At 52.2% G+C, this 19,917-nt stretch carries 15 protein-coding genes, 1 tRNA gene and 2 pseudogenes; 5 read left to right on the top strand and 13 right to left on the bottom strand.

The features are described from left to right. Positions 1 to 186: 186 nt before the first annotated feature. The 3 genes from ldtA to nac all read right to left on the bottom strand — a co-directional run bounded on the left by ldtA (position 187) and on the right by nac (position 3,217). Positions 187 to 1,128 carry a L,D-transpeptidase gene (gene ldtA, locus GVK32_RS15815; RefSeq protein WP_370461166.1) on the bottom strand — a complete coding sequence of 314 codons (942 nt, stop codon included), beginning with the start codon at positions 1,126 to 1,128 and terminating at the stop codon, positions 187 to 189. 114 nt (positions 1,129 to 1,242) lie between these two features. Continuing rightward, positions 1,243 to 2,193: an HTH-type transcriptional regulator Cbl gene (gene cbl / locus GVK32_RS15820; protein ID WP_041146296.1), complete on the bottom strand. Its 951-nt coding sequence runs from the start codon at positions 2,191 to 2,193 to the stop codon at positions 1,243 to 1,245. Between the two features lie 106 nt (positions 2,194 to 2,299). Next, complete coding sequence (gene nac, locus GVK32_RS15825; RefSeq protein ID WP_045859342.1) at positions 2,300 to 3,217, bottom strand: nitrogen assimilation transcriptional regulator NAC; 918 nt, start codon at positions 3,215 to 3,217, stop codon at positions 2,300 to 2,302. Positions 3,218 to 3,548: 331 nt separating this feature from the next. Here nac and GVK32_RS15830 point away from each other — a divergent pair. Beyond that, a tRNA-Asn gene (locus GVK32_RS15830) sits at positions 3,549 to 3,624 on the top strand. Positions 3,625 to 4,006: 382 nt separating this feature from the next. Here the strand turns inward: GVK32_RS15830 and GVK32_RS15835 are convergent. Both GVK32_RS15835 and GVK32_RS15840 read right to left on the bottom strand, forming a co-directional pair. Beyond that, on the bottom strand, positions 4,007 to 5,185 hold the full coding sequence (locus GVK32_RS15835) for an MFS transporter (RefSeq protein ID WP_159870435.1): 1,179 nt from the start codon (positions 5,183 to 5,185) through the stop codon (positions 4,007 to 4,009). 91 nt (positions 5,186 to 5,276) lie between these two features. Next, positions 5,277 to 6,248: a zinc-binding alcohol dehydrogenase family protein gene (locus GVK32_RS15840; RefSeq protein ID WP_159870432.1), complete on the bottom strand. Its 972-nt coding sequence runs from the start codon at positions 6,246 to 6,248 to the stop codon at positions 5,277 to 5,279. A gap of 97 nt (positions 6,249 to 6,345) precedes the next feature. Between GVK32_RS15840 and GVK32_RS15845 the strand changes: the two genes are divergently transcribed. Continuing rightward, positions 6,346 to 7,254, top strand: a complete 909-nt coding sequence (locus GVK32_RS15845) for a LysR family transcriptional regulator (protein ID WP_159870429.1) — start codon at positions 6,346 to 6,348, stop codon at positions 7,252 to 7,254. Between the two features lie 65 nt (positions 7,255 to 7,319). Here GVK32_RS15845 and GVK32_RS15850 read toward each other — a convergent pair. The 4 genes and pseudogenes from GVK32_RS15850 to GVK32_RS15865 form a co-directional block, all read right to left on the bottom strand. Beyond that, positions 7,320 to 8,471: pseudogene (locus GVK32_RS15850) on the bottom strand (IS4 family transposase). A gap of 112 nt (positions 8,472 to 8,583) precedes the next feature. Continuing rightward, positions 8,584 to 9,303 (bottom strand): cyclase family protein, encoded by a 720-nt coding sequence (locus tag GVK32_RS15855; RefSeq protein WP_227697855.1) that lies wholly within the window; start codon positions 9,301 to 9,303, stop codon positions 8,584 to 8,586. A gap of 11 nt (positions 9,304 to 9,314) precedes the next feature. Continuing rightward, positions 9,315 to 10,244: a DMT family transporter gene (locus GVK32_RS15860; RefSeq protein ID WP_159870426.1), complete on the bottom strand. Its 930-nt coding sequence runs from the start codon at positions 10,242 to 10,244 to the stop codon at positions 9,315 to 9,317. 357 nt (positions 10,245 to 10,601) lie between these two features. Further along, positions 10,602 to 11,471: an arginase family protein gene (locus GVK32_RS15865; RefSeq protein ID WP_227697856.1), complete on the bottom strand. Its 870-nt coding sequence runs from the start codon at positions 11,469 to 11,471 to the stop codon at positions 10,602 to 10,604. Between the two features lie 208 nt (positions 11,472 to 11,679). Here GVK32_RS15865 and GVK32_RS15870 point away from each other — a divergent pair, with 208 nt between their 5' ends. Then, the gene (locus tag GVK32_RS15870; protein WP_159870450.1) at positions 11,680 to 12,264 is read left to right on the top strand and encodes a TetR/AcrR family transcriptional regulator; all 585 of its coding nucleotides are present in this window, start codon (positions 11,680 to 11,682) and stop codon (positions 12,262 to 12,264) included. 323 nt (positions 12,265 to 12,587) lie between these two features. Next, positions 12,588 to 13,285 (top strand): annotated as a pseudogene (locus tag GVK32_RS15875) (IS1 family transposase). 261 nt (positions 13,286 to 13,546) lie between these two features. On the opposite strand, the gene GVK32_RS15880 reads toward GVK32_RS15875, so the two are convergent. Both GVK32_RS15880 and GVK32_RS15885 read right to left on the bottom strand, forming a co-directional pair. Further along, positions 13,547 to 14,506 carry a zinc-binding alcohol dehydrogenase family protein gene (locus GVK32_RS15880; protein ID WP_159870423.1) on the bottom strand — a complete coding sequence of 320 codons (960 nt, stop codon included), beginning with the start codon at positions 14,504 to 14,506 and terminating at the stop codon, positions 13,547 to 13,549. A 71-nt stretch (positions 14,507 to 14,577) separates the two neighbouring features. Continuing rightward, on the bottom strand, positions 14,578 to 14,967 hold the full coding sequence (locus GVK32_RS15885; protein WP_159870420.1) for a RidA family protein: 390 nt from the start codon (positions 14,965 to 14,967) through the stop codon (positions 14,578 to 14,580). 141 nt (positions 14,968 to 15,108) lie between these two features. Between GVK32_RS15885 and GVK32_RS15890 the strand changes: the two genes are divergently transcribed. Then, the gene (locus GVK32_RS15890; protein WP_159870417.1) at positions 15,109 to 16,029 is read left to right on the top strand and encodes a LysR family transcriptional regulator; all 921 of its coding nucleotides are present in this window, start codon (positions 15,109 to 15,111) and stop codon (positions 16,027 to 16,029) included. Positions 16,030 to 16,285: 256 nt separating this feature from the next. Here the strand turns inward: GVK32_RS15890 and GVK32_RS15895 are convergent, their stop codons facing one another. Continuing rightward, the gene (locus tag GVK32_RS15895; protein ID WP_132512075.1) at positions 16,286 to 18,973 is read right to left on the bottom strand and encodes a cation-transporting P-type ATPase; all 2,688 of its coding nucleotides are present in this window, start codon (positions 18,971 to 18,973) and stop codon (positions 16,286 to 16,288) included. Between the two features lie 50 nt (positions 18,974 to 19,023). Beyond that, positions 19,024 to 19,455, bottom strand: a complete 432-nt coding sequence (locus GVK32_RS15900; RefSeq protein ID WP_159870414.1) for a universal stress protein — start codon at positions 19,453 to 19,455, stop codon at positions 19,024 to 19,026. Between the last annotated feature and the right edge of the window lie 462 nt (positions 19,456 to 19,917).

The following is a 19,917-nucleotide window of genomic DNA, read 5'->3' on the forward strand; positions in this document are numbered from 1 at the left end:
GAATCTACTCATGGTTAAATCCTTATCAGTTATGGGGATAACAGATTCGGATTTTCCCATGAGTAGCATTACTGGCAGAGCCAACTTTTTGCTGACCACCTCCATAGGAGGTGGTGTTCATTCAGGTATAAAAAAAGCCTGCTCAGGAAGCTGAGCAGGCTTTTGCTTTCTTAACGCTTAGGCGTGCTAGCCGCCGAACGTGGACTGTACCGCGGAATAGCCAATATTTACCGGCATTCCGGAACGACGTAGCATGGCCTCGCTGGCCCGGTTCGTCTCAACGCCCTCGCCCTGCACAAAGGCCTGGATCCCCGTCGTCATGGGCAGCGGTACCTTTCTGTCCGATTCGTATTCCGCGCGGTTGCGCGAGAGCGGCTCGTGAACCTCCAGCCAGCGGCTGCCGTCCGGCTCAAGGCTATATTTCACCGGCCGATCGATAATCTGCACCCGCGTTCCCACCGGAACGCTGTCGAAGAGATACTTGATGTCATCGTTACGCAAACGGATGCATCCCTGGCTTACGCGCAGCCCGATACCAAAGTTCGCATTAGTGCCATGAATAGCGTACAGCCTGCCGATATAGATAGCATACAGCCCCATCGGGTTTTCCGGGCCGGCAGGCACGAATGCCGGCAGACTTTCCCCTCTTTTGGCATATTCGCGGCGGGTGTTGGCCGTCGGCGTCCAGGTTGGCGCCTCCTGCTTACGCTCCACCGCGGTCACCCAGTTGCGCGGCGTTTCACGGCCCGCCTCGCCGATGCCTATCGGCAGAACCTCAACCGAGGTCCCCTCCGGCGGATAGTAGTAAAGGCGCATTTCTGCGACGTTAACCACAATCCCCTCGCGCACCGTATCGGGCAGAATAAGCTGCTGCGGGACGATCAGCGTCGAACCCGACTTCGGTAAGTAGACATCCACCCCGGGGTTGGCTTCGAGCATATTGCTCAGCCCTTGCCCGTACTGCGCGGCAAACGCCTCCAGCGGGAGCGTATTACCGTCCGGGACGATGATGGTTTGCGCACTACCCACAAGGCGGCTTCCTTCCGGCGGCAACGGGTAGCTAACGGCCAGAACGCTCTGGCTTGACAGGATAAATAACAGAGAACAAAGCAGTTTCACACGCCGCACCATTTCCCTTCCTCAGTCGCGACAATCGTGAATGAATTATAGCTTTATTATTGAAATCTTATATACCAGCTCACGGCGGTGGGCCGCGTTCCCCTGTCCACTGCCGGTACGCCGTTAGATTTGGTAATCGATCGCCGTCTCTTCCGGCTCCATCGCCTGGCGTTTAATTTCATCCAGCGACAGCCCGGCGTTACACAGCTCGATAAAGCGCCAGACGTAGTTACGCTGCAGCTGCCCGCGCTTTAGGCCTAGCCAGACGGTATTGGCATCGAACAGGTGCCGGGTTTCGAGACGCGTGAAGGTGTCGGACTCTCTGGCGTCACCCGACTGCTCGGCGACCAGCCCAACCCCCAGGCCCAGTTCAACGTAGGTTTTAATGACGTCGGAATCCTGGGCGCTGAGCACGATATCCGGCATCAGCCCTTTGCGATTGAAGGCCTCGTCGATACGCGAACGTCCGGTAATACCCTGACGATAGGTGATAAGCGGCCAGCGAGAAATGGCCTCCAGGGTGAGCGGATTCACCTGGACCAAGGGATGATCTTTTGGTACCAGCAGGCTGTGGTGCCAGCGGAACCAGGGGAAGGCGACCAGCGTCGGATCGTTACTCAACCGCTCGCTGGCGATGCCGATATCGGCGCCGCCGTTATGCAGCAGGGCTTCGATTTCCTGCGGCGTCCCCTGCACCAGCTCCAGGCGAACGTCGGCAAACAGCTCGCGAAACGCTTTAATCACCGGCGGCAGGCTATAGCGCGCCTGGGTATGCGTCGTGGCGATGGTCAATACGCCCGAGGCGTCGTTGGTAAACAGGTCCGCAAGACGGCGGACGTTGCTGGCTTCATTAAGAATGCGTTCGGCAATCGAGAGCAGCGCTTTACCCGGTTCCGTCATCCCCAGCAGACGCTTGCCGCGTCGAATAAAGATTTCGATCCCCAGCTCTTCTTCGAGTTCACGAATATGACGGCTGACGCCCGATTGCGATGTGTAGAGCATATTGGCGACTTCCGTCAGGTTGTAGTCCTGACGGGCCGCTTCACGAATTATTTTTAGCTGCTGGAAATTCACCCTTTCCTCCGGGCTATCAGACATAACATATGCTCTATTGTTAAAGTCTGTTGTCCCTGCTAACAAATAATAAAAACCAGCAACTTATACCATTCTGGAATATACGTTAACTTACCAGCAGCAGCTCACGGTTCTCCAGCGAAGGGCGGCTCACCAGCGACAGTAAAATTTCCTTCACCGCCTGCGCCTGCGGCGACAGGCTGCCCTTGGCAGACATATTCAGCGATAGCGAGAGGCTCATTGACGGCGTGCTGATACGCGCCATCCAGCCGTTGGCGGCGCTACACAGCGAGCGAGCTGCGGATTCCGGCAGCACGGTGGCCCCCATTCCGCTGGCGATTGCCGCGGTTAAGGTGGTAATCGACTCGATCTCGCCGATGATTTTTGCCGACAGACGACGCAGCGTGAAGGCCTCGGTCACCCTCGCCCGCACCGCGCTGTAATCGCGGGGCAGGAACAGATTCATCTCGGCGACCGCCGTCAGGTCAACGCTTTGCCCCGGACAGTCTCGGGTACCGACCAGGTACAGGTCCTCTTTCAGCAGCGGCTGGCTGATGATGCCGGCAACCGGCGACCGCTCGTACAGTACCGCCATATCCAGCTGACCGCTGAGCAGCTTATCGTTAAGGATAGTCCCGCTGCTCTCCTGCAGATACACCATCACTTCAGGAAGCTCGTTACGGACCGTTTGCAGCAGCGGCATCGTAATGGCGGACGCCGCCGTTCCCGGCGCAAGCCCGATAGAAACCTGGCCGCTGAGGATATGGCCCACGTTATTGACCGCCAGCTGCGCCTGCTCGCACTGGCGCAGAATGGTCCGGGCGTGGGTATAAAGGATTTTCCCTGCTTCCGTCGGCGTGACGCCTCGCTTAGTGCGAATCAGCAGCTGCTGGTCCAGTTCACCTTCCAGGGTCGCAACCTGCTGACTCAGCGCGGGCTGTGCGATATGCAGGACTTCGGCTGCCTGAGTCAGACTGCCAATATCGACGATTTTCACAAAATACTTCAGTCGTCTTAAGTTCATTTTGCCTCCTGTAAGGAACGCCAGTACCAACGCTGGCAGTTGAGATACAGTAGGTTTTGCAATTTACTTGCCAGTTTTATTATCCCCGGCGCAAAAGCCGCTGGACGCCGCGTAATAAGCGATTCCGATTGCTGCAGGGGATTTTTTTGCCCGGTAAGCGGATTACGATATGCCCCATAAGGGGTACATTTGCACCATCGCGGTGCGCAGCGGCGCAAAAGTGGGTGACCCTCGGCAGACTGCTGAAATTGTCAGCAGTCAAACCCATTACGATGATTCAGCCTTTGACAAGGGGGAGCGCCGCCGTTAATATGCGCCCCGTTCACACGATTCCTCTGTAGTTCAGTCGGTAGAACGGCGGACTGTTAATCCGTATGTCACTGGTTCGAGTCCAGTCAGAGGAGCCAAATTAAAGAAGCCCGCTTAAGGAAACTTAAGCGGGCTTTTTGCTTTTGTGAATGTTGGAAGGTCTGCGCAGAGCGAACTGCGTAGCGTGCCAATTATTCCTGATTCCATAATGGAAAAGCACATTAGGGTAAGATCCTTGAGATTGCTGACAAAGAAGGAAAAAACGTGGTTTTTCCTTCTTTGGAGATGAACAGCCGAAAATCAATGAATTGATTTTCCTTATTATTTTTTTACGAAATAGTGTGGTATCTGATTCGCTTTAGGTTTGTCATCAGTCAGAAAGCACCTTAGGGTAAGGTGCTTTCTGAGACATCCCATGAATCTTTAAATCCTTAATTATAATTCCTGAGGTTGGCACAGTACCGGACTCAGGGCTGATTCCTATACTTCCATAATGGGCGTCGAACGCAGATTTTTGTGCATGTACCACTTAACACACAGAATCATTATCAGTGACAATGCAGCAATGGCTGCTCCCGCTAAGACAACCGCCACGTATCCCCAGCCCGCAGCTATGACGCCGCCGCCCACGGCAGCCCCAGCTGCATTGCCTAGATTAAAAGCCCCAATGTTGACAGATGAAGCCAGATTCGGCGCATCAGCAGCGGCGGACATGACCTTCACCTGTAAGGCCGGGATCATCGCGAAACTGGTACATCCGCACAGGAAAATCAGTATCGCGGCGGGAATACTGTATGGCAACGCAAACGCGAGGAGCACCAGTACGCATGACAGCGAAGCTAAGGAGACTATCAGCGTTCCTTCGACGGACCGGTCGGAGAACTTACCACCAATCCAGTTTCCGGCACACATCCCTACACCATAGGTTGTCAGCATTACAGTGATGAATTGTGCGGACGCGCCATTTTCTGTCCGCAAAATGGGTGAGATGTAAGTTAATACCGTGAATTGCGCACTGGAAATCAGCGCCGTCAGCCCCATTGCTGCAAGCACCGGTCCGCGTTTGAGTACCGACAATTCTGCCAATGCGTTTCCCGTTTTTGATGGCGCAATGGCAGGCAATGTTGAGCGCAGTGCAACAATCGAGACGAGACCGACCACGACCATACTCCAGAATGTCGCCCGCCAGCTGAGGGTTTCACCCAACCAGGTCGCGGCCGGTACGCCCAACACATTCGCGATCGTAAGCCCCATAAACATCGCGGCCACCGCACCGGCTTGTCGTCCTGGCGGCATCAGACTCCCCGCCACAACGGCACCGACCCCGAAATATGTTCCCTGACACAACGAAGCAATCAGTCTTGCCATCAGCAACATGCCATAACCGGTCGCCAGCGCGGCAAGAAGGTTACCCAGAATATAAATGGTGATTAGGCCAATCAGTAAGCCGCGTCGCGGGAAGCGATTACTGGCTAACGTCACCAACGGAGCTCCCAGCGTGACACCCAGCGCATAGGCGGTAATTAACAGGCCGGCTGCCGGTATCGATACGCCCACTCCGTCGGCCATCAGTGGCAAAATACCCATGGGTGAAAATTCCGTCAAACCAATGGCAAACGATCCCATTGCTAACGCAAGAAGAGGAAGTGTAGATTTCATTTTTTTCTCAGGTAAATACTGTGCAATGCAGTAAAAGGCAGGCCCGGTTCTCCGAAAAACCCGCCAGATGAATGGAGTGATTGCAAAGATATCAAAGGTGAAGAAGGACGGTTCCCGTAGCCTGACGCGAAGTCAATCGCTGATACGCATCTTCAAACTGCTCAAGCGGATAAACACTGTCGATGGACGGCCGTAATAATCCCTGTTTGATAAACTCCTGTAAAACGTCAAGCACGCTGGCGACATCCTCATCCGTCTCAAGCCAGGCGTCATATCCCAATATCCGCTTTTCCTGAATGACGATATCGGCCACATCGACACTGGCTGTCGAACCGCCGACAAAACCAATCGAAACTACTGCACCACGCAAACGGACGGCGTGTAGCAGTTGTCCAAGCAGTTCGCCACCCACCGGATCAAAAGCACAATCTGCTCCCTGACCTTCTGTCATTGTCAGAACAGCGTCATAAAGGTCCTCAGATGACAAGTCGATCACCCGCTGCGCACCTGAATGTTTTGCCCGTTCCGCTTTAGCGGCGGTTGAAACGACCGCAATCGGGATCGCCCCCAGCGCAACCGACATCTGAATGAGAGCATGTCCGACGGAACCGGAAGCCCCTGAAATCAGGATTTTTTGCCCGCTCCGTACGTTACCAATCCGGGCCATAGCCTGATAGGCCGTCACATAGTTAATCGGCAACGCCGCGCCTTCATCTAAGTCAAAATCATCAGGCAATACGATGATGCGTTTATCTTCGACCAGCACCCACTGCTGTTGCATTCCATCCTCGGTGATACCCAGCTGCGCGCCACCATAGATGGCAACCCGGGTGCCGGGGGAAAAACGCTCACTTTGTTCAACAATGCCCGAACCATCATTGCTCAACACCAGAGGAGCTTTTGCCATGGCGACAATCCCTGAACGAACCTGATGCGATAATGGATTAACGGTGGCGGCATGCATTTTAACCAGCGTAAAACCTTTTTTTTCAACGGGTTTAGCCCTTTCTTCAAGGTGCATTTCCGGCAGCGGGCCGAAGTGAGTTGATACCAGTGCTTTCATTAAAGCCTCCAGAAAATGAGTGTAGAAATATTTTATTTGTTTAACATAGTGAGATAAATAGGGGTACGATTGACGCTTTGTTGCATGAGACGAACATATGGATCGCTTAACTGCTGCATCGGTATTACTGGAAACTGTTGCCAGAGGAAGTATCTCGGCTGCCGCCTCGCACCTTGAAATGTCGCGGGCAATGGCGACACGTTACATTCGTCTGATGGAGGAATGGGCCGGAGCCAGGTTGTTACACCGTACCACCCGCAGGTTGAGCCTTACGGCAGCAGGAGAAGAAATTTTGCCGGTGTGCAAACAGATACTGGCTCTGTCGGGCGATGTGAGCGCCTTTGGAAATCAGGCTGAGGATGTACCGAGGGGATTGCTAAGGTTGACGTCTTCGTCAATCTTCGCCGAGTACTGTTTGACGGATGTGCTGATGTCATTTCTCAGGCAATATCCTGCGGTTTCTGTCGATCTGCAAATTGCAGACCGCACATCGAATCTGGCGGAGGACGGAATAGACCTGGCCATTCGGGTGACCAAGCTCATCGATCCCGGTGTGATAGCACGCAAGCTAGGGGAGGTGCGATCGGTCGTATGTGCCAGCCCAGAGTACCTTGCAGCCCACGGTACACCAGGCGATGTGCGTGATCTCTGTGCGCACAACTGCCTGTCTTATGCCCATTATGGGCGCAGTACCTGGAGTTTCCGCACGCAGGAAGAAACTATCATTGTTCCGATATCCGGCAATTTCAGCTCTAATGAAGCTTCCGTTCTGGTTCGTGCAGCGCTGAGTGGGACGGGTATCGCCCTGCTCCCGCGATTTGCGGCTTCCCAGCTTATCTCTGCTGGAAAACTCATTCATCTTCTCCCTGAATATGAAGTAGAAACGCTGTGCGTATTTGCCGTGTATTTATCCCGCCGGCATATGCCAAGCGCTTTACGCGTACTCATTGAATTCCTTACCGACAATATGTCTTCCCTCCCGGCCATTGCCCCCACAAACAGGTGAATAATTTCAAGCCTGATGTGCGTTAAAAAGGGGCCTCAGCCCTGAGGGATCCCCATAAACTGGAGCTAATAAACCAGCACCATATTGCGGTAGATCCGTGTTAAATGGATAAGAACATCACTCAGTGATATTCGTCTTAAAATTAGCGGGGAGTGTCGCAGGACATTCTCCGCTAACGTCAGGAATGAGATTACCCTTCTCGATTTAATGCTGTTGGCCTGATACCTCAGGTGCAATCCTTTACTTTCTGCGTAGTAACCCAACAACCACAGAACTATCGTGCTCAGTGTCGCAAGCAGACTCAGGACCAAAATCCTCCCTTCAGTACAACTGTAGCTGGCCCAAAGACCAAATCCAAAGCGTTCACTTTTCTCATCACGAAAGTTTTGCTCTATCTGCATACGGCGACTGTATAACTTCATAATTTCACGAGGCTTAAACTCGGCGGTACTGCTGAACAGCAACCAGGGCTCTTTCGCTGCTGAGCGACCACAGTGAACCTGCTTGCTCCTGCGTATACGGCAGCGGGCTCGTTTATGCTTCCGTCCTTTCGGTTTTGTCTTCTGAAGATAAAAATGGCCGTCATATCAAGCATAAGCGGCCTGTGAAAGTGTTCCGGGTCTTAACCAGGCATCGCCTTTACATGCCAGTCTGAGCTGGGTGTTACCGCGAATGCGATCAACGAAATCCCATCCCAGTGATTTTATATGCCTGAACCAGGCATTTTTGAATCCGGCGTCAGTAATGATAATGACTTTTTTATCCGGGCTTATTGTTCTGGCGAGTGCGTTCAGGAACGCCTTTTGAACGTCACTGTTATTCTGTTTGCTCGACGGAGCAATATGGCTCAGCAAAGGAATAGAACGACCATCACAAATCAGACTTGCGCGGAGCACATGGTATTCCTGGGAAGGATAGCCGCTCCAGTCAACGGCAATAACGCACAATGACAACCTGTTGGTCAGCATTGAAATAATTTTGTTGAAAATCATGGGAACATCTTGCTGAAGAGATTCGTTGCCCAGCAGACGGTCAACGCGTTTAATTTTGTTTTTAACCTGGGCCGCACCGGGGAGAAAGCGGCCAATGCTGGTTAAGGTGAGGGATGCGCCGGTAACCAGGGCTGTCGTTGCATCTATCAGGGCATTCTGGCGGTATTTGTGAAATGACCCCAGAGCATCTCTGAAAAAGTCCTGGCATAAGCGGCGGACAGGCATAGCAATGATCCTGTTGAATTTGTTGAAAAATCAGTAGATCACATTAGGCTATGCCTGTCGCATTTATCCTTCTTTTTTTTGGGGATTCCTCAGGGCCGAAGCCCCTTATGGTTCAATAAATAGCGGCATAAATACGCGCGGGGAAGCTGGCCATCGGGGCTCTTGGTGGCACCGCCGTCAGGTAGGCATCTTTTCCGGCAACGGCCTCTAAATTGGTCATGTCTTCTGCGATAACAATCCCGTGCTTCAGCAAAATATCATGGACCGGGATCGTATCGTTTTTATTAAAATTGTCGACCAGCAAGGCATCAATGCCAACCAGTGCAGCCTGATTGCTGACTAACCAATTTGCCGCTTCTGTGGTCATATAAGGCGGGTTTTTACTGTATTCCGCTGTACCAAAGACTTTGCTTTTGCCCGTGTTCAGCAACACCGCTTTACCTTTTACATTCAGGTTGCGGAATGCGGACACGTCAAAAACATCACTGCCGGGCGCCAGTTTCACGACGATCACCGGGAGATTGACCAGCTTTTCAAGCGGATAATCAGAAATCTTCATGCCTTTCTCATCTGCATGATACGGCGAGTCAATATAGGTTGCAGAGATGCCCAGAAATTTAATCCCGTCAATCAATGCGCCATTTGCATAGCGCGGCGCCGTTTTATAGATCTCCACATCACTTAACCCCGGATAAGTTTGCATTCCTGTTTCAAGAGGATGATTAAGATCAACATACTTTTCCGGTGTAGGAAGCGTTACAGCCATTGCTGACTGGCAAAATAGCAATGCTGATAAAGCGATAATGACCTTATTAGAAAAGTGTATTTTCATGGATAACTTCCTTAAATTTCACGTGGCAGACGTGTAGCAGTCTTCTTTTTGAAAAATTTGAGTAAATCAACTTCTGAGAAAATAACGGAGAAAATAATTATCACTGTCGCAATCAGATCGGTGGGTTTAACCGCATCACCAAAAAACAATGCAGAACAGGCCATCGAGGCGACAGGCGTTAATGCAACACACATGCCCGCAGACGCGGCAGAAATATGACCAATACCTTTAAAAAATAACATATACGCCAGCGCCCAGACGAACACGCCGTAATACAGCAAGACCCCCGCCTGACCACGCGTAATGCTGAGCAAAGAAAATGACTGACTTTCATGAACAGCCATCGGCAAGCTAAATACCGCACCTGCGAGGCAGACACCCGCCGCCATCGTTAAAGGCTTAAGTGAGGTACTGACTTTGTTCGCCAAAATAATATTGACAGCATTGGAAAGCGTAGATAAGGACAGAAACACTAATCCGGTTAATGTATTATTACTGCTTCCCTGACTGCCAGGCAGTGTCATCACTACCACGCTGATAATGGCGAGAATGACGGAAATACTGGCGTTTAATTTCAATTTTTCTTTAAAGAAAAGCACCGAAATCACCAGGACAACCGCAGGCGTTGCACTGGTTATCACTGAGGCTGAAATCGCCGTTGTTGTCGGTAGCCCGTATAACAAAAACACGGTGTAAAGGACGGCGCCAAGCAGCGCTAACACGCTGATAATCAGGCTATCTTTCAGGCCGACATTGAACCAGTTAGTCTTTTCTCTGAACAGGGTAAATGGCAGAAGAAATATAAATCCTATGGCGAAACTGATGCAGGTGAACGTCCAGGTGGGAATAGAATCCATTGCTTCTTTCGCAACAGGATAGCTTGAACCAACAAGTATAAAGCACATTATGACCGACAGCAGTCCGGATATTTTTGTGTACATGTCAAAGCCTTTTAGCAATAAGTGTCACTGAGATTTTTATAAAGCCCAGCGAACTGACTTATAATTAAAGAAGTATCAGGTGAATGCGATAAATATGCATTTAATACAATGCAACAATTGTGCCACATTAATAACCACTGAAATCAAGACCTGACTTAAAATAATTAAAAAGAATTCACCGCCATAGTGCATGGGTACATTTATTTTGGTGCAATTGAAATTATTAAATATGAATAAAATTTAACAAAAGATAACACCACGCACTTCGAGCGGGAATAAATAAGCGTATTTGAAGGGGTTTTTAGAGGATGTTTATAATTTCAAAAGGAGGCTTGCACCTCCTCTTGAAATATTAACTTATTCAGATCTTAATAAAGGAAGTGATGCCAGCATGGCTTTCATATTAATGGCATCCCAGGGTAAGTGCTCCGCTATTCCGAGACCTACAATTTTTGTTAATTTATCCACCTGGTTAATCAATGCCAAAACTTCGAATATTTCAAGCTGGCCGGTGCCAATACCATCAAAATCATGCTCACCCGCTGCCGGATTAGCAAAAAGCACCGAACGGAAATTTTTATAATTCAACACATCCAGATCAAAATGAATGGCGAGACAGGTGATCCCTTCACGCTTAATCCACTCGCTCACAGCATTAGCCTCGTTTTTCACATCTTGTGGGGAGCAGGTATTAATTCCCTTTTCAGCGATAAACTGTTTTTCATAATCATTTGGCTGATTAAGGCCAGCGATCATGATTTTGTTTGCCGCTACAGGGTGAGTCACCGGCGCCGTCAAATCTGCATCGCCGTATCCCATCAGGGCACCAAGCACATGTGCGTGCGAATGGCTGAATTGCGCAGGCGTCATGACATCTGGATGGGCATCGATCCACAACACGCCAAGGCTGTCATTGTACTTCTGTGCCAGATAAGCAAAGGGCGCCAGATCGACTAAGCAATCTCCACCAAGAACAACAACTTTCTCTGGTGAATACGCCTGCAACGCCGCCTGAGCCGCTTTCAGCTGGCTCACCACCTGCGTGCGGCCCATGATGCCGTTTTCATTAACCAGCGGCGTTTCCGACGGAGTGACAGGGATCCTGACAACCGGACATTGGCTCGCGGGTGCCAGCCATTCCAGCAGCTCAGCACCGAACTGATAGGCCGGGTTATTCCCACCCTGCCACTGTGGCATCACCAGACGTATCATTTTTGTTGTGCTCATCAGAATCTTCCCTCCTCTCCGTCAATATTTTGAAATCTGCCTGCAATCATCACAGCATAGAAATACAGTGAATGAACGATCATTCAGTAACGCTACAGGAGTTCATTTCGCTTGTCCAGCCATGTTCGGCAGATGGCCCGTTGAAAATAGACAATTCAGGTTTTTTACGATACTTTGCTTTATTGGCGTTTATCTGGTTGATATTGATATGAATGATGATAAGAACTCTACCTACCACCGTTTAATTGTTGCAGCGTCAGAGTGTTTCTCAGAGAAAGGATTCAATGCGACAAGTATTGGAGAAATTGCGCGCAAGGCAAAAGTCAGCCAGGGTGCGATGTATACCTATTTCAAAGGGAAGTCAGAGCTTATTTCTGCCATTGTTTTAGAAGAAAAGAATACGGCGTTGAATAACTACACGTTCTCCGTTATTACGCCCCCCTTTGACCATCTTTTAGATTTAGTCACCTCTTGTATTAATGAAGTGGGATATCCTGCCGATCACCGGTTATGGGTTGAAATCATTGCTGAAGCTGCCCGTAACCCGATGGTAAAAGAAACCTTTATTGCCACCGATTGCATCATGCGTGATGGGATTAAAACGATTATTACCCGGGGTATCCAGGCAGGCGATTTCTCTGCAGAGCTGAATCTGGAGGCTACATCTATTGCTATATTTGCGCTTATTGACGGTCTGATATCCCGCAGAGCCATTAATCCCGAATTTAATCTGGGGAATGACTTACCTGCTTTCCCTTCACTTCTGAAGCACATTATTGGTTATCAGAAATAAAAATTTAATGAAATTTTTGGTGTTTATTTCCCCACCCCGCCATCCACATTTGGTATAATTATTTCCTATGCAAATGATATCACCTTGTTTAATATATTTATGAAAATCTCCAGTAAACGCTTATTCCTTCTTGTCCTGAATGCCTCAGTAAATGTCATATTTCAGGATGAGTATATTTAATTGTCATGTTGTTCCCTTGATAGCAAGTAACGAACCTATTGGGCCTATTTATGCAACAAAGTGAAACCATTGCAGTATTTTTCGGTCAAGTGTTCAACGTGTTGATTATGTTGTAAGATCTGCCTTTTGACAGAGTGTATCGAATGGCAAAAGTTGATGTGAAGTGCCCATTTTGTGAACAGACTGAATCCGTTAAAAAACACGGACTGGGAAAAGCCGGCCATCAGCGTTATCGGTGCCAAATGTGCTGTCGAACTTTCCAGCTCAATTACGCTTATCGCGCCTGTCACCCGGGTATGAAAGAGCAAATCGTTGACCTTGCTATGAACAATTCAGGTATCCGCGATACCGCACGGGCGTTGCATATCAGTATCAATGCTGTTGTGCGCACCTTAAAAAACTCTCGCCACGATGTGTAACTACGCTGCCACTGGACAACCTGCCAATCCAGCTCATCTACGAAGTTAATGAAATGTGGTCATTTGTAGGCAACAAGAAGCAGCAGCGCTGATTGTGGTATACATGGGAACCTCGTCTCAAACGTATTGTCGCCCATGTTTTTGGCCGCCGAAGCAAAAAGATTTTGCGTAAGTTATTGAAGCTGTTAGTGGGTTTTAACGTTGCCTTCTGGTGCACAGATAACTTCAGCGCTTATGACATGCTGCCGAATGAAAAGCACATCACAGGTAAGCTTTATACACAACGGATTGAGCGTGAAAACTTGAATCTTCGCAACCGATTAAAACGGCTAAATCGTAAGACTCCTGGATACTCAAAATCAATAGAAATGCATGACAAAATTATCGGTAGATTCATCGAGCGTGAGTATTACCTGCAATGACCAAATCTACAGCGCTTCCAGCTGGATTCCAGCGCACCGGTTATTATCAACTCGATACAGACAAAGTCATTACCGTTATTTACTAACCATGTCATTATTATCGTCTCAACCGATTTAATACCGATGAGAGATGTTGATAATAAAATTCTTATTTCAGCAATAAAACTGAGGACTATGACAAAAGATCGCTAAAAATGAATGGTTCGTTTTAGCGGGCTGCTAACAGTCTCCCTGCCTGACGTCAGGCGGCTCAAACCCGCCTCATGGCTTCATCACGATGCGGCCCAGCGGTTTTGCAGTCTCGGCGAATTCGTGAGCCTCGGCAGCGTTGACCAGGGGGAATACGCGGTCGATGACAACCCTGATGCGCCCTGCAGCGACGGCCTGCAGCATGTCGTCCACGCTTGAGCGAACTGCGGGCCTTGCAAAAAGAGGTCCCATAAATACCCCCATGAGCGTCTGGTTAGACTGCATTGGCGGCCACAGGTCGACGGTCAGGCTGCCGCCACCCGCATTACCGACGAAGACCAGACGTCCTTCCGCAGCAAGTGCAGAAAGTGAAGCAGACAGCGTCGTCCCCACGGGATCGATGACGAGGTCAACACCGGTGCCGCGGGTGAACTGTCGGACGCTGTCCGCCACGTTATTCCTGGTGCGATCCACGACATGGTCGGCACCCAGTTCAAGCAGCCGGCTCCTGCGCTGCGTTCCGCTTGCCACGGCGATGACCGTCGCGCCTGCCTGTGAGGCAAGCTGAACGGCGGCGAGACCCACGCCGCCGGCTGCCGCCTGAATAAGGACGGTTTCTCCGTGGCGAAGCATGCCCCGCGTGAAAAGGCAGTGATGCGCGGTGCCAAAAGAGATCGGTAGCACCGCCGCTTCTGCCGTCTCCACTCCATCGGGTATCCGCCACGTTCGTTCCGTGGGCACGGCCCAAAGCTCCGCATGCGACCCCTGCATGTTAAAAGCGGCGACCCGGTCCCCAACCGTACTGCTACGGACGTTCGATCCGACAGCGACAATCGTGCCCGCGGCCGCGTAGCCAACGACCCATGAAGGATGAGGCGGCGGCGTTGAACGGCGGTTGATCAGATCCCCTCCTTCAATCGAGATAGCCTCGACAGAAATCAGGACCTCGTCAGGTCCTGCGACCGGATCGGGGATATCGACATATTTCAGGACGCCGGGAGCGCCTTCCGCATCATAAACCGCTGCTTTCACAAGTATACCTCCGTCTCTCTGACCGCTCGGCAGTCACCACCGCCGCTCGCTGCCGCACGGCTCCGTAACGCTTACGGCAGCCTGGCAATCACTTTAATCTCAAACTGGAATCCATAAAGCCACGTCACGCCGATCCCGGTCAACGTCGGGTAAGGCGCCTCCCCCCAATATTCTGGCAGGACGCTCCAGATAGCGTCGAGGTTCGACTCGGGATTGACGACGAAGAGGGTGACGTCAACCACGTCATCAAACGTGCAGCCCGCCGCCGCGAGTACGGCATTAAGATTATCAAATGCCAGCCTGACCTGCGCTTGTAGATCGTGCTCAGGCGACCCATCCTCGCGGCTACCTACCTGCCCCGAAACGAACAGGAAACCGTTGGATTTGATGGCTGGCGAATAGCGATTGCGCTCATAGAGCGCCTGCCGACCGATGGGAAAAACTGCTTCGCGTGCCGTCATGTTTGTACCTTTGCAATGGGGCGAAATCTGCCCGCTGAACATAAAGACACTTTACAGGAGCCAGATCGGGCGGATAAACAGGCGACTTTGTCCATCATTGTTTGTAAAATCCAAACAATCGCTGAAAAGAGAGGATAAGGAATGGATCGTTTCGATGCGATGCGCGCCTTTGCTCGCGTGGTGGAGGCAGGTAGCTTCACAAAGGCTGCCCAAACGCTGCATATGAGTAAAACCACGGTGACGCAGCTCATTCAGCAGCTGGAAGCGCGCCTGCGCGTCAGGTTGCTCCATCGCACCACCCGCAGGCTCGGGGTCACTCCCGATGGCGCGGTTTACTACCAACGCGTCATCCGCCTGCTGGCGGACATGGAAGATGCTGAAAACAGCCTATCCAGCGCGGCGATTACGCCCAGGGGACGGCTACGGGTCGATGTGCCCAGTCCGCTGGCCCGCCTCGTCCTGGTGCCGGCGCTACCGGCTTTCCACGCCCGCTACCCCGATATCCAGTTCGACATGGGCGTGAGCGACCGGGTGGTGGATCTGATCGGCGACAACGTGGATTGCGTCCTGCGCGGGGGCGAAATCAACGACCAGTCCCTGATCGCACGCCACGTCGGCGATTTGCCAATCGGCGTGTACGTTGCGCCGAGCTACGTGGAACGCCTTGGCGCCCCTGCGCACCCGCGAGAGCTGGAAAACAGCGACCATCGCATAGTGGGATTTCTGTCTTCGCGCACCGGTAAGATTGACCCTTTGGTACTGCGCAGTGAGAGTGAACGTATTGAAATTACGGGCAGCTATGTACTTGCCGTGGATGATGGTAATGCTTACCTCGAGGCCGGGTTATCCGGCCTGGGCGTGATTGCGCTGCCAATCTATATGGCGGCAGCACATCAGGCTGTTGGCGCTTTAATTCCGTTATTTGAACAATGGCGTATCAGCCCTATGCCCCTGCACCTGGCGTTTCCGCCGAACCGCCATGTCAACGCCAAACTGCGAGTTTTTATTGACTGGATCGTTGAATTGATGCCGCAGCATGCCCCGTATTCCAGCGATAAGTAGCGACATCCGCCAGCGAGGGATAAGGCGACGCAACAAATACTTTTATTCATTGCGACCGTCTGTCACCCCACGGGATAACGCCCTCAGCGATGCCGAGATCAATAGCAGGATGGATCGGGCGTCCGCGTTCATACCGGGATGACATAATCCGCTGACGCCTCAAGGTTCTCGAGAATCAACGCTACGCTGGAAGGGGGCGACCGGACGGCCTGCCCCCTTAAGCTGAAAGGTGCGTTTTAACCCTGCTTTCCGCCCGTCAGGACGTACGCCATTTCCGGGTTAACGGTTTTTCGATTTCGACAATCAGGAACATCACAAATCCGATGATAAAGGTGATCACCCAGTAGCGGAACGGCAGCGCGGCGGTACCAAACAGCATCTGCATAAACGGCGCGTAGATGATCAGCAGCTGCAGCACCAGCAGAACGCCGCTGACGATCCAGATGCCTCTGTTGGCCAGTAATCCTTTGCTCAGAGAGAAACCGTCGGCGACGCGGCAGTTGAGCATATAGAACCACTGGGCGGTGACCAGCGTTTGCAGCAGGACGGTACGTATGAATTCCGGCGAGTAGCCGCGCGGCTGGAGCCAGGCTTCCAGTACGAAGGCGCTCACGGCGATCATCGAGCCGACGAAAATAACCCTCCAGATAGCGAAACCGTCCATAACGTGCAGCTTAGGATCGCGCGGCGGACGCTTCATGATGTTCTTTTCGCCGGCCTCAAACGCCAGGCCAAACGACAGCGTGGCCGAGGTCGCCATGTTCATCCACAAGATCAGCACCGGGGTCAGCGGAATTAAATTCCCCGCCAGCAGGGCAATAATAATGAGCAGCCCCTGCGCCAGGTTAGTCGGCATAATAAAGAGGATGGTTTTCTTCAGGTTATCGTACACCCGCCGCCCTTCCCTGACTGCGCTGGCGATGGTGGCGAAGTTATCATCGGTAAGCACCATATCGGCCGCTTCCTTGGTCACTTCGGTTCCCTTGATGCCCATGGCGATGCCAACGTCGGCCTGCTTCAGCGCCGGGGCATCATTCACCCCGTCGCCGGTCATCCCGACCACCTCTTTTTTACTCTGCAGCGCCTGCACCAGGCGGAATTTATCCTCCGGGCTGGTACGGGCGAAAATATCAAACTTCTGCGCGGCTTCGCTGAGCTGCTGGTCGTCCATCACCTCCAGTTCGCGCCCGGTAATGGCGGTGCCGGCGTTGCCGATGCCCAGCATTTGCCCGATGCTCATCGCCGTTTGCGGGTGATCGCCGGTGATCATCTTCACGCGGATCCCCGCCTGCAAGCAGTCGCCGATCGCCGTAATGGCTTCCGGACGCGGCGGATCCATCATTCCGGCAATACCGAGGAGAATCACCCCCTGCTGCAAATCCTGGTGGGTCAGCTCGGTCTGACCGCTGGCCGCAGGCTTCCACGCCGCCGCCACCATGCGCAGCCCTTCCCGCGCGTACTCTTCAATTTTTGCCTCCCAGTACGGCTGATCGAGCGGCTGCAGGCCGCTATCGGTCTGCTGCTGCTGGCAGAGCCGGAACAGCACGTCCGGGGCGCCGGTAATTAAGATCATCTCCTCGTCGCCGATGCGGTAGAGCGTCGACATATATTTATACTGCGAGTCGAAAGGAATTTTGCTCCGCAGCTCGGTCGCCACCGCCGGTAGCGCGACCTTCGCCGCCAGCACCTTCAGCGCCCCTTCCGTCGGGCCGCCGGTAATTTTCCATAATCCGCTTTCATCCTTGATGAGCTGGCTGTCGTTACATAAATCAATGGTCCGCAGATAGCGCTCGAGCAGCGTGCCCGGCGCCACCACCACCGGCCCGGAATCATCTACCGGATGGATATTACCGACCGGCTCATAGCTATCCCCTTCGACCCGGTAAATGGTGTCCGCGGTAATGACGGCTTTGACCGTCATCTCGTTCATGGTCAGCGTCCCGGTTTTATCCGAGCAAATCACGGTCATCGCACCCAGGGTCTCAACGGTGGGCAGCTTGCGGATAATCGCCTTCTGCCGGGCCATGGTCTGCACGCCCAGAGAGAGAATAATCGAGATAATCGCCGGCAGCCCTTCCGGTACCGACGCCACCGCGAGGCTGATCAGCGAGAGCATCAGCTCCGAAACCGGCATATCGCGGAACAGCAAGCTGAAGACAAACAGCGCGGCCATCATTACCAGAATGATGATAAAAATGGCTTTCCCGAGCTTGTCCATCTGCACCAGCAGCGGCGTGCGGTGCTTTTCAATATCCGCCATCATCTGGTTAATATGGCCCAGCTCGGTATCACCGCCGGTCGCCACCACCAGGCCTTTACCGCCGCCGGAGCTCACCGTGGTACCCGAGAACAGCAGGTTCGTGCGGTCGCCGAGAGGAAGCTCGCCGCTCAGCGCCTCGGTGCTTTTCTCAACCACCGTTGATTCACCGGTGAGAATCGCCTCCTCCACGCGCAGGTTGTGGGCTTCGATAACCCGCAGGTCGGCAGGAATACGATCGCCCGCGCGGATCACCACAATATCGCCCGGCACCAGCCCGGTGGTCGGAATCGTTTCATGGTTCCCCTGGCGGATCACCACCGCTTCGCTGGACAGCATATTGCGAATGCTCTGCAGCGATTTTTCGGCGTTACTTTCCTGAATATGGCCAATCAGGGCGTTGATCACCGCGACGCCCAGAATCACCAGGGTATCGACCCAGTGGCCCATGACCGCGGTCAGCAGCGCCGCCGCCAGCAGGACGTAAATCAGAACATCGTTGAAGTGGGCCAGGAAGCGCAGCCAGGCGGGTTTGCCCGGCTTTTGCGGTAACGCGTTCTCGCCGAACTGCTGGAGCCGCGATGCCGCTTCCGCGCTGCTAATCCCCTCGGGGGAGCTGTTGGTGCTGGACAGGGTTTCATCGACGGAGAGCTTGTAGAACGGGCCGCCCGGTTTGTCTGTACTCATAGTTATCTCCTCACTCCTGTAACGGAAATCAGAACAGCATCAGGCCGCCCTTAACGCACAACAAAAACCGGAACGTGAGCATAACGAACGATACTGGCCGCCTCGGAACCCAGCAGATGGGTCTGAATATTGGGGTTGCGCGAGCCAATGATCACCACATCCACCTGCAGCTCGTCGGCCAGCTTCGTCACTTCGTCACGAACATTGCCGCTGCGAACGTGAATATCAACGTCGCCTTCCGCCAGACCCGATTTTTTGACGAGCTCAGCAAGTTTTTCCTGAGAATTTTTAACAAGATAGTCCTCCATTTTTCGCGCATCGGAAATAAATCCCCGCGTCAATGCCGGGGAAAATAGAGGATTTACGTGCACCAGGTGAATTTTCCCGGCAGAGCTTTGTGCGAGGAATTGAGCATGGGATAGCGCCTTGTCGGCAAGGCCAATTTCAAAGACATCAACCGGGACCAGAATATTTTTATACATACACACAATCCTTTTATTACCAATAGAATAGATCGCGAATAGCTCCCAACGAGAGGCGTTGAGGGAAAAATCTCAGGAACAAAGCTGGCACAGAAGTCGGTATAATTAAACGTAGCACAGGACGGTTAACATGATTAAACCACCAATTAATATATTGAAAAATATCACGGAGATAGCCCCCCTCAGATAATTCGGCTAAAAACGCCGCCAAATCGTCGACATAAGGGCAATTTTTACTCTTTTTAACATTTCCGCTTTTCTACGACTATGCTCATAGTTAGGAGCCTTCGCGCTCCTGAAAACCACTCAGTAATTAGGTAGATAAGAATCTACTTACAATATAACCAGTACTAAAGGAGGAACGATGTTTGGCTATAGTCTGTTTCGCCTGAGCCTGTTTATCGCCCTGGCAATAATTGCCTGCACGGCTACAGGATTATTCACCTATGTCGTCGTTTCTGC

Origin of the sequence: Klebsiella sp. 18074, assembly GCF_902705905.1 — a bacterium.
Classification (GTDB): Bacteria; Pseudomonadota; Gammaproteobacteria; order Enterobacterales; family Enterobacteriaceae; genus Klebsiella; species Klebsiella terrigena.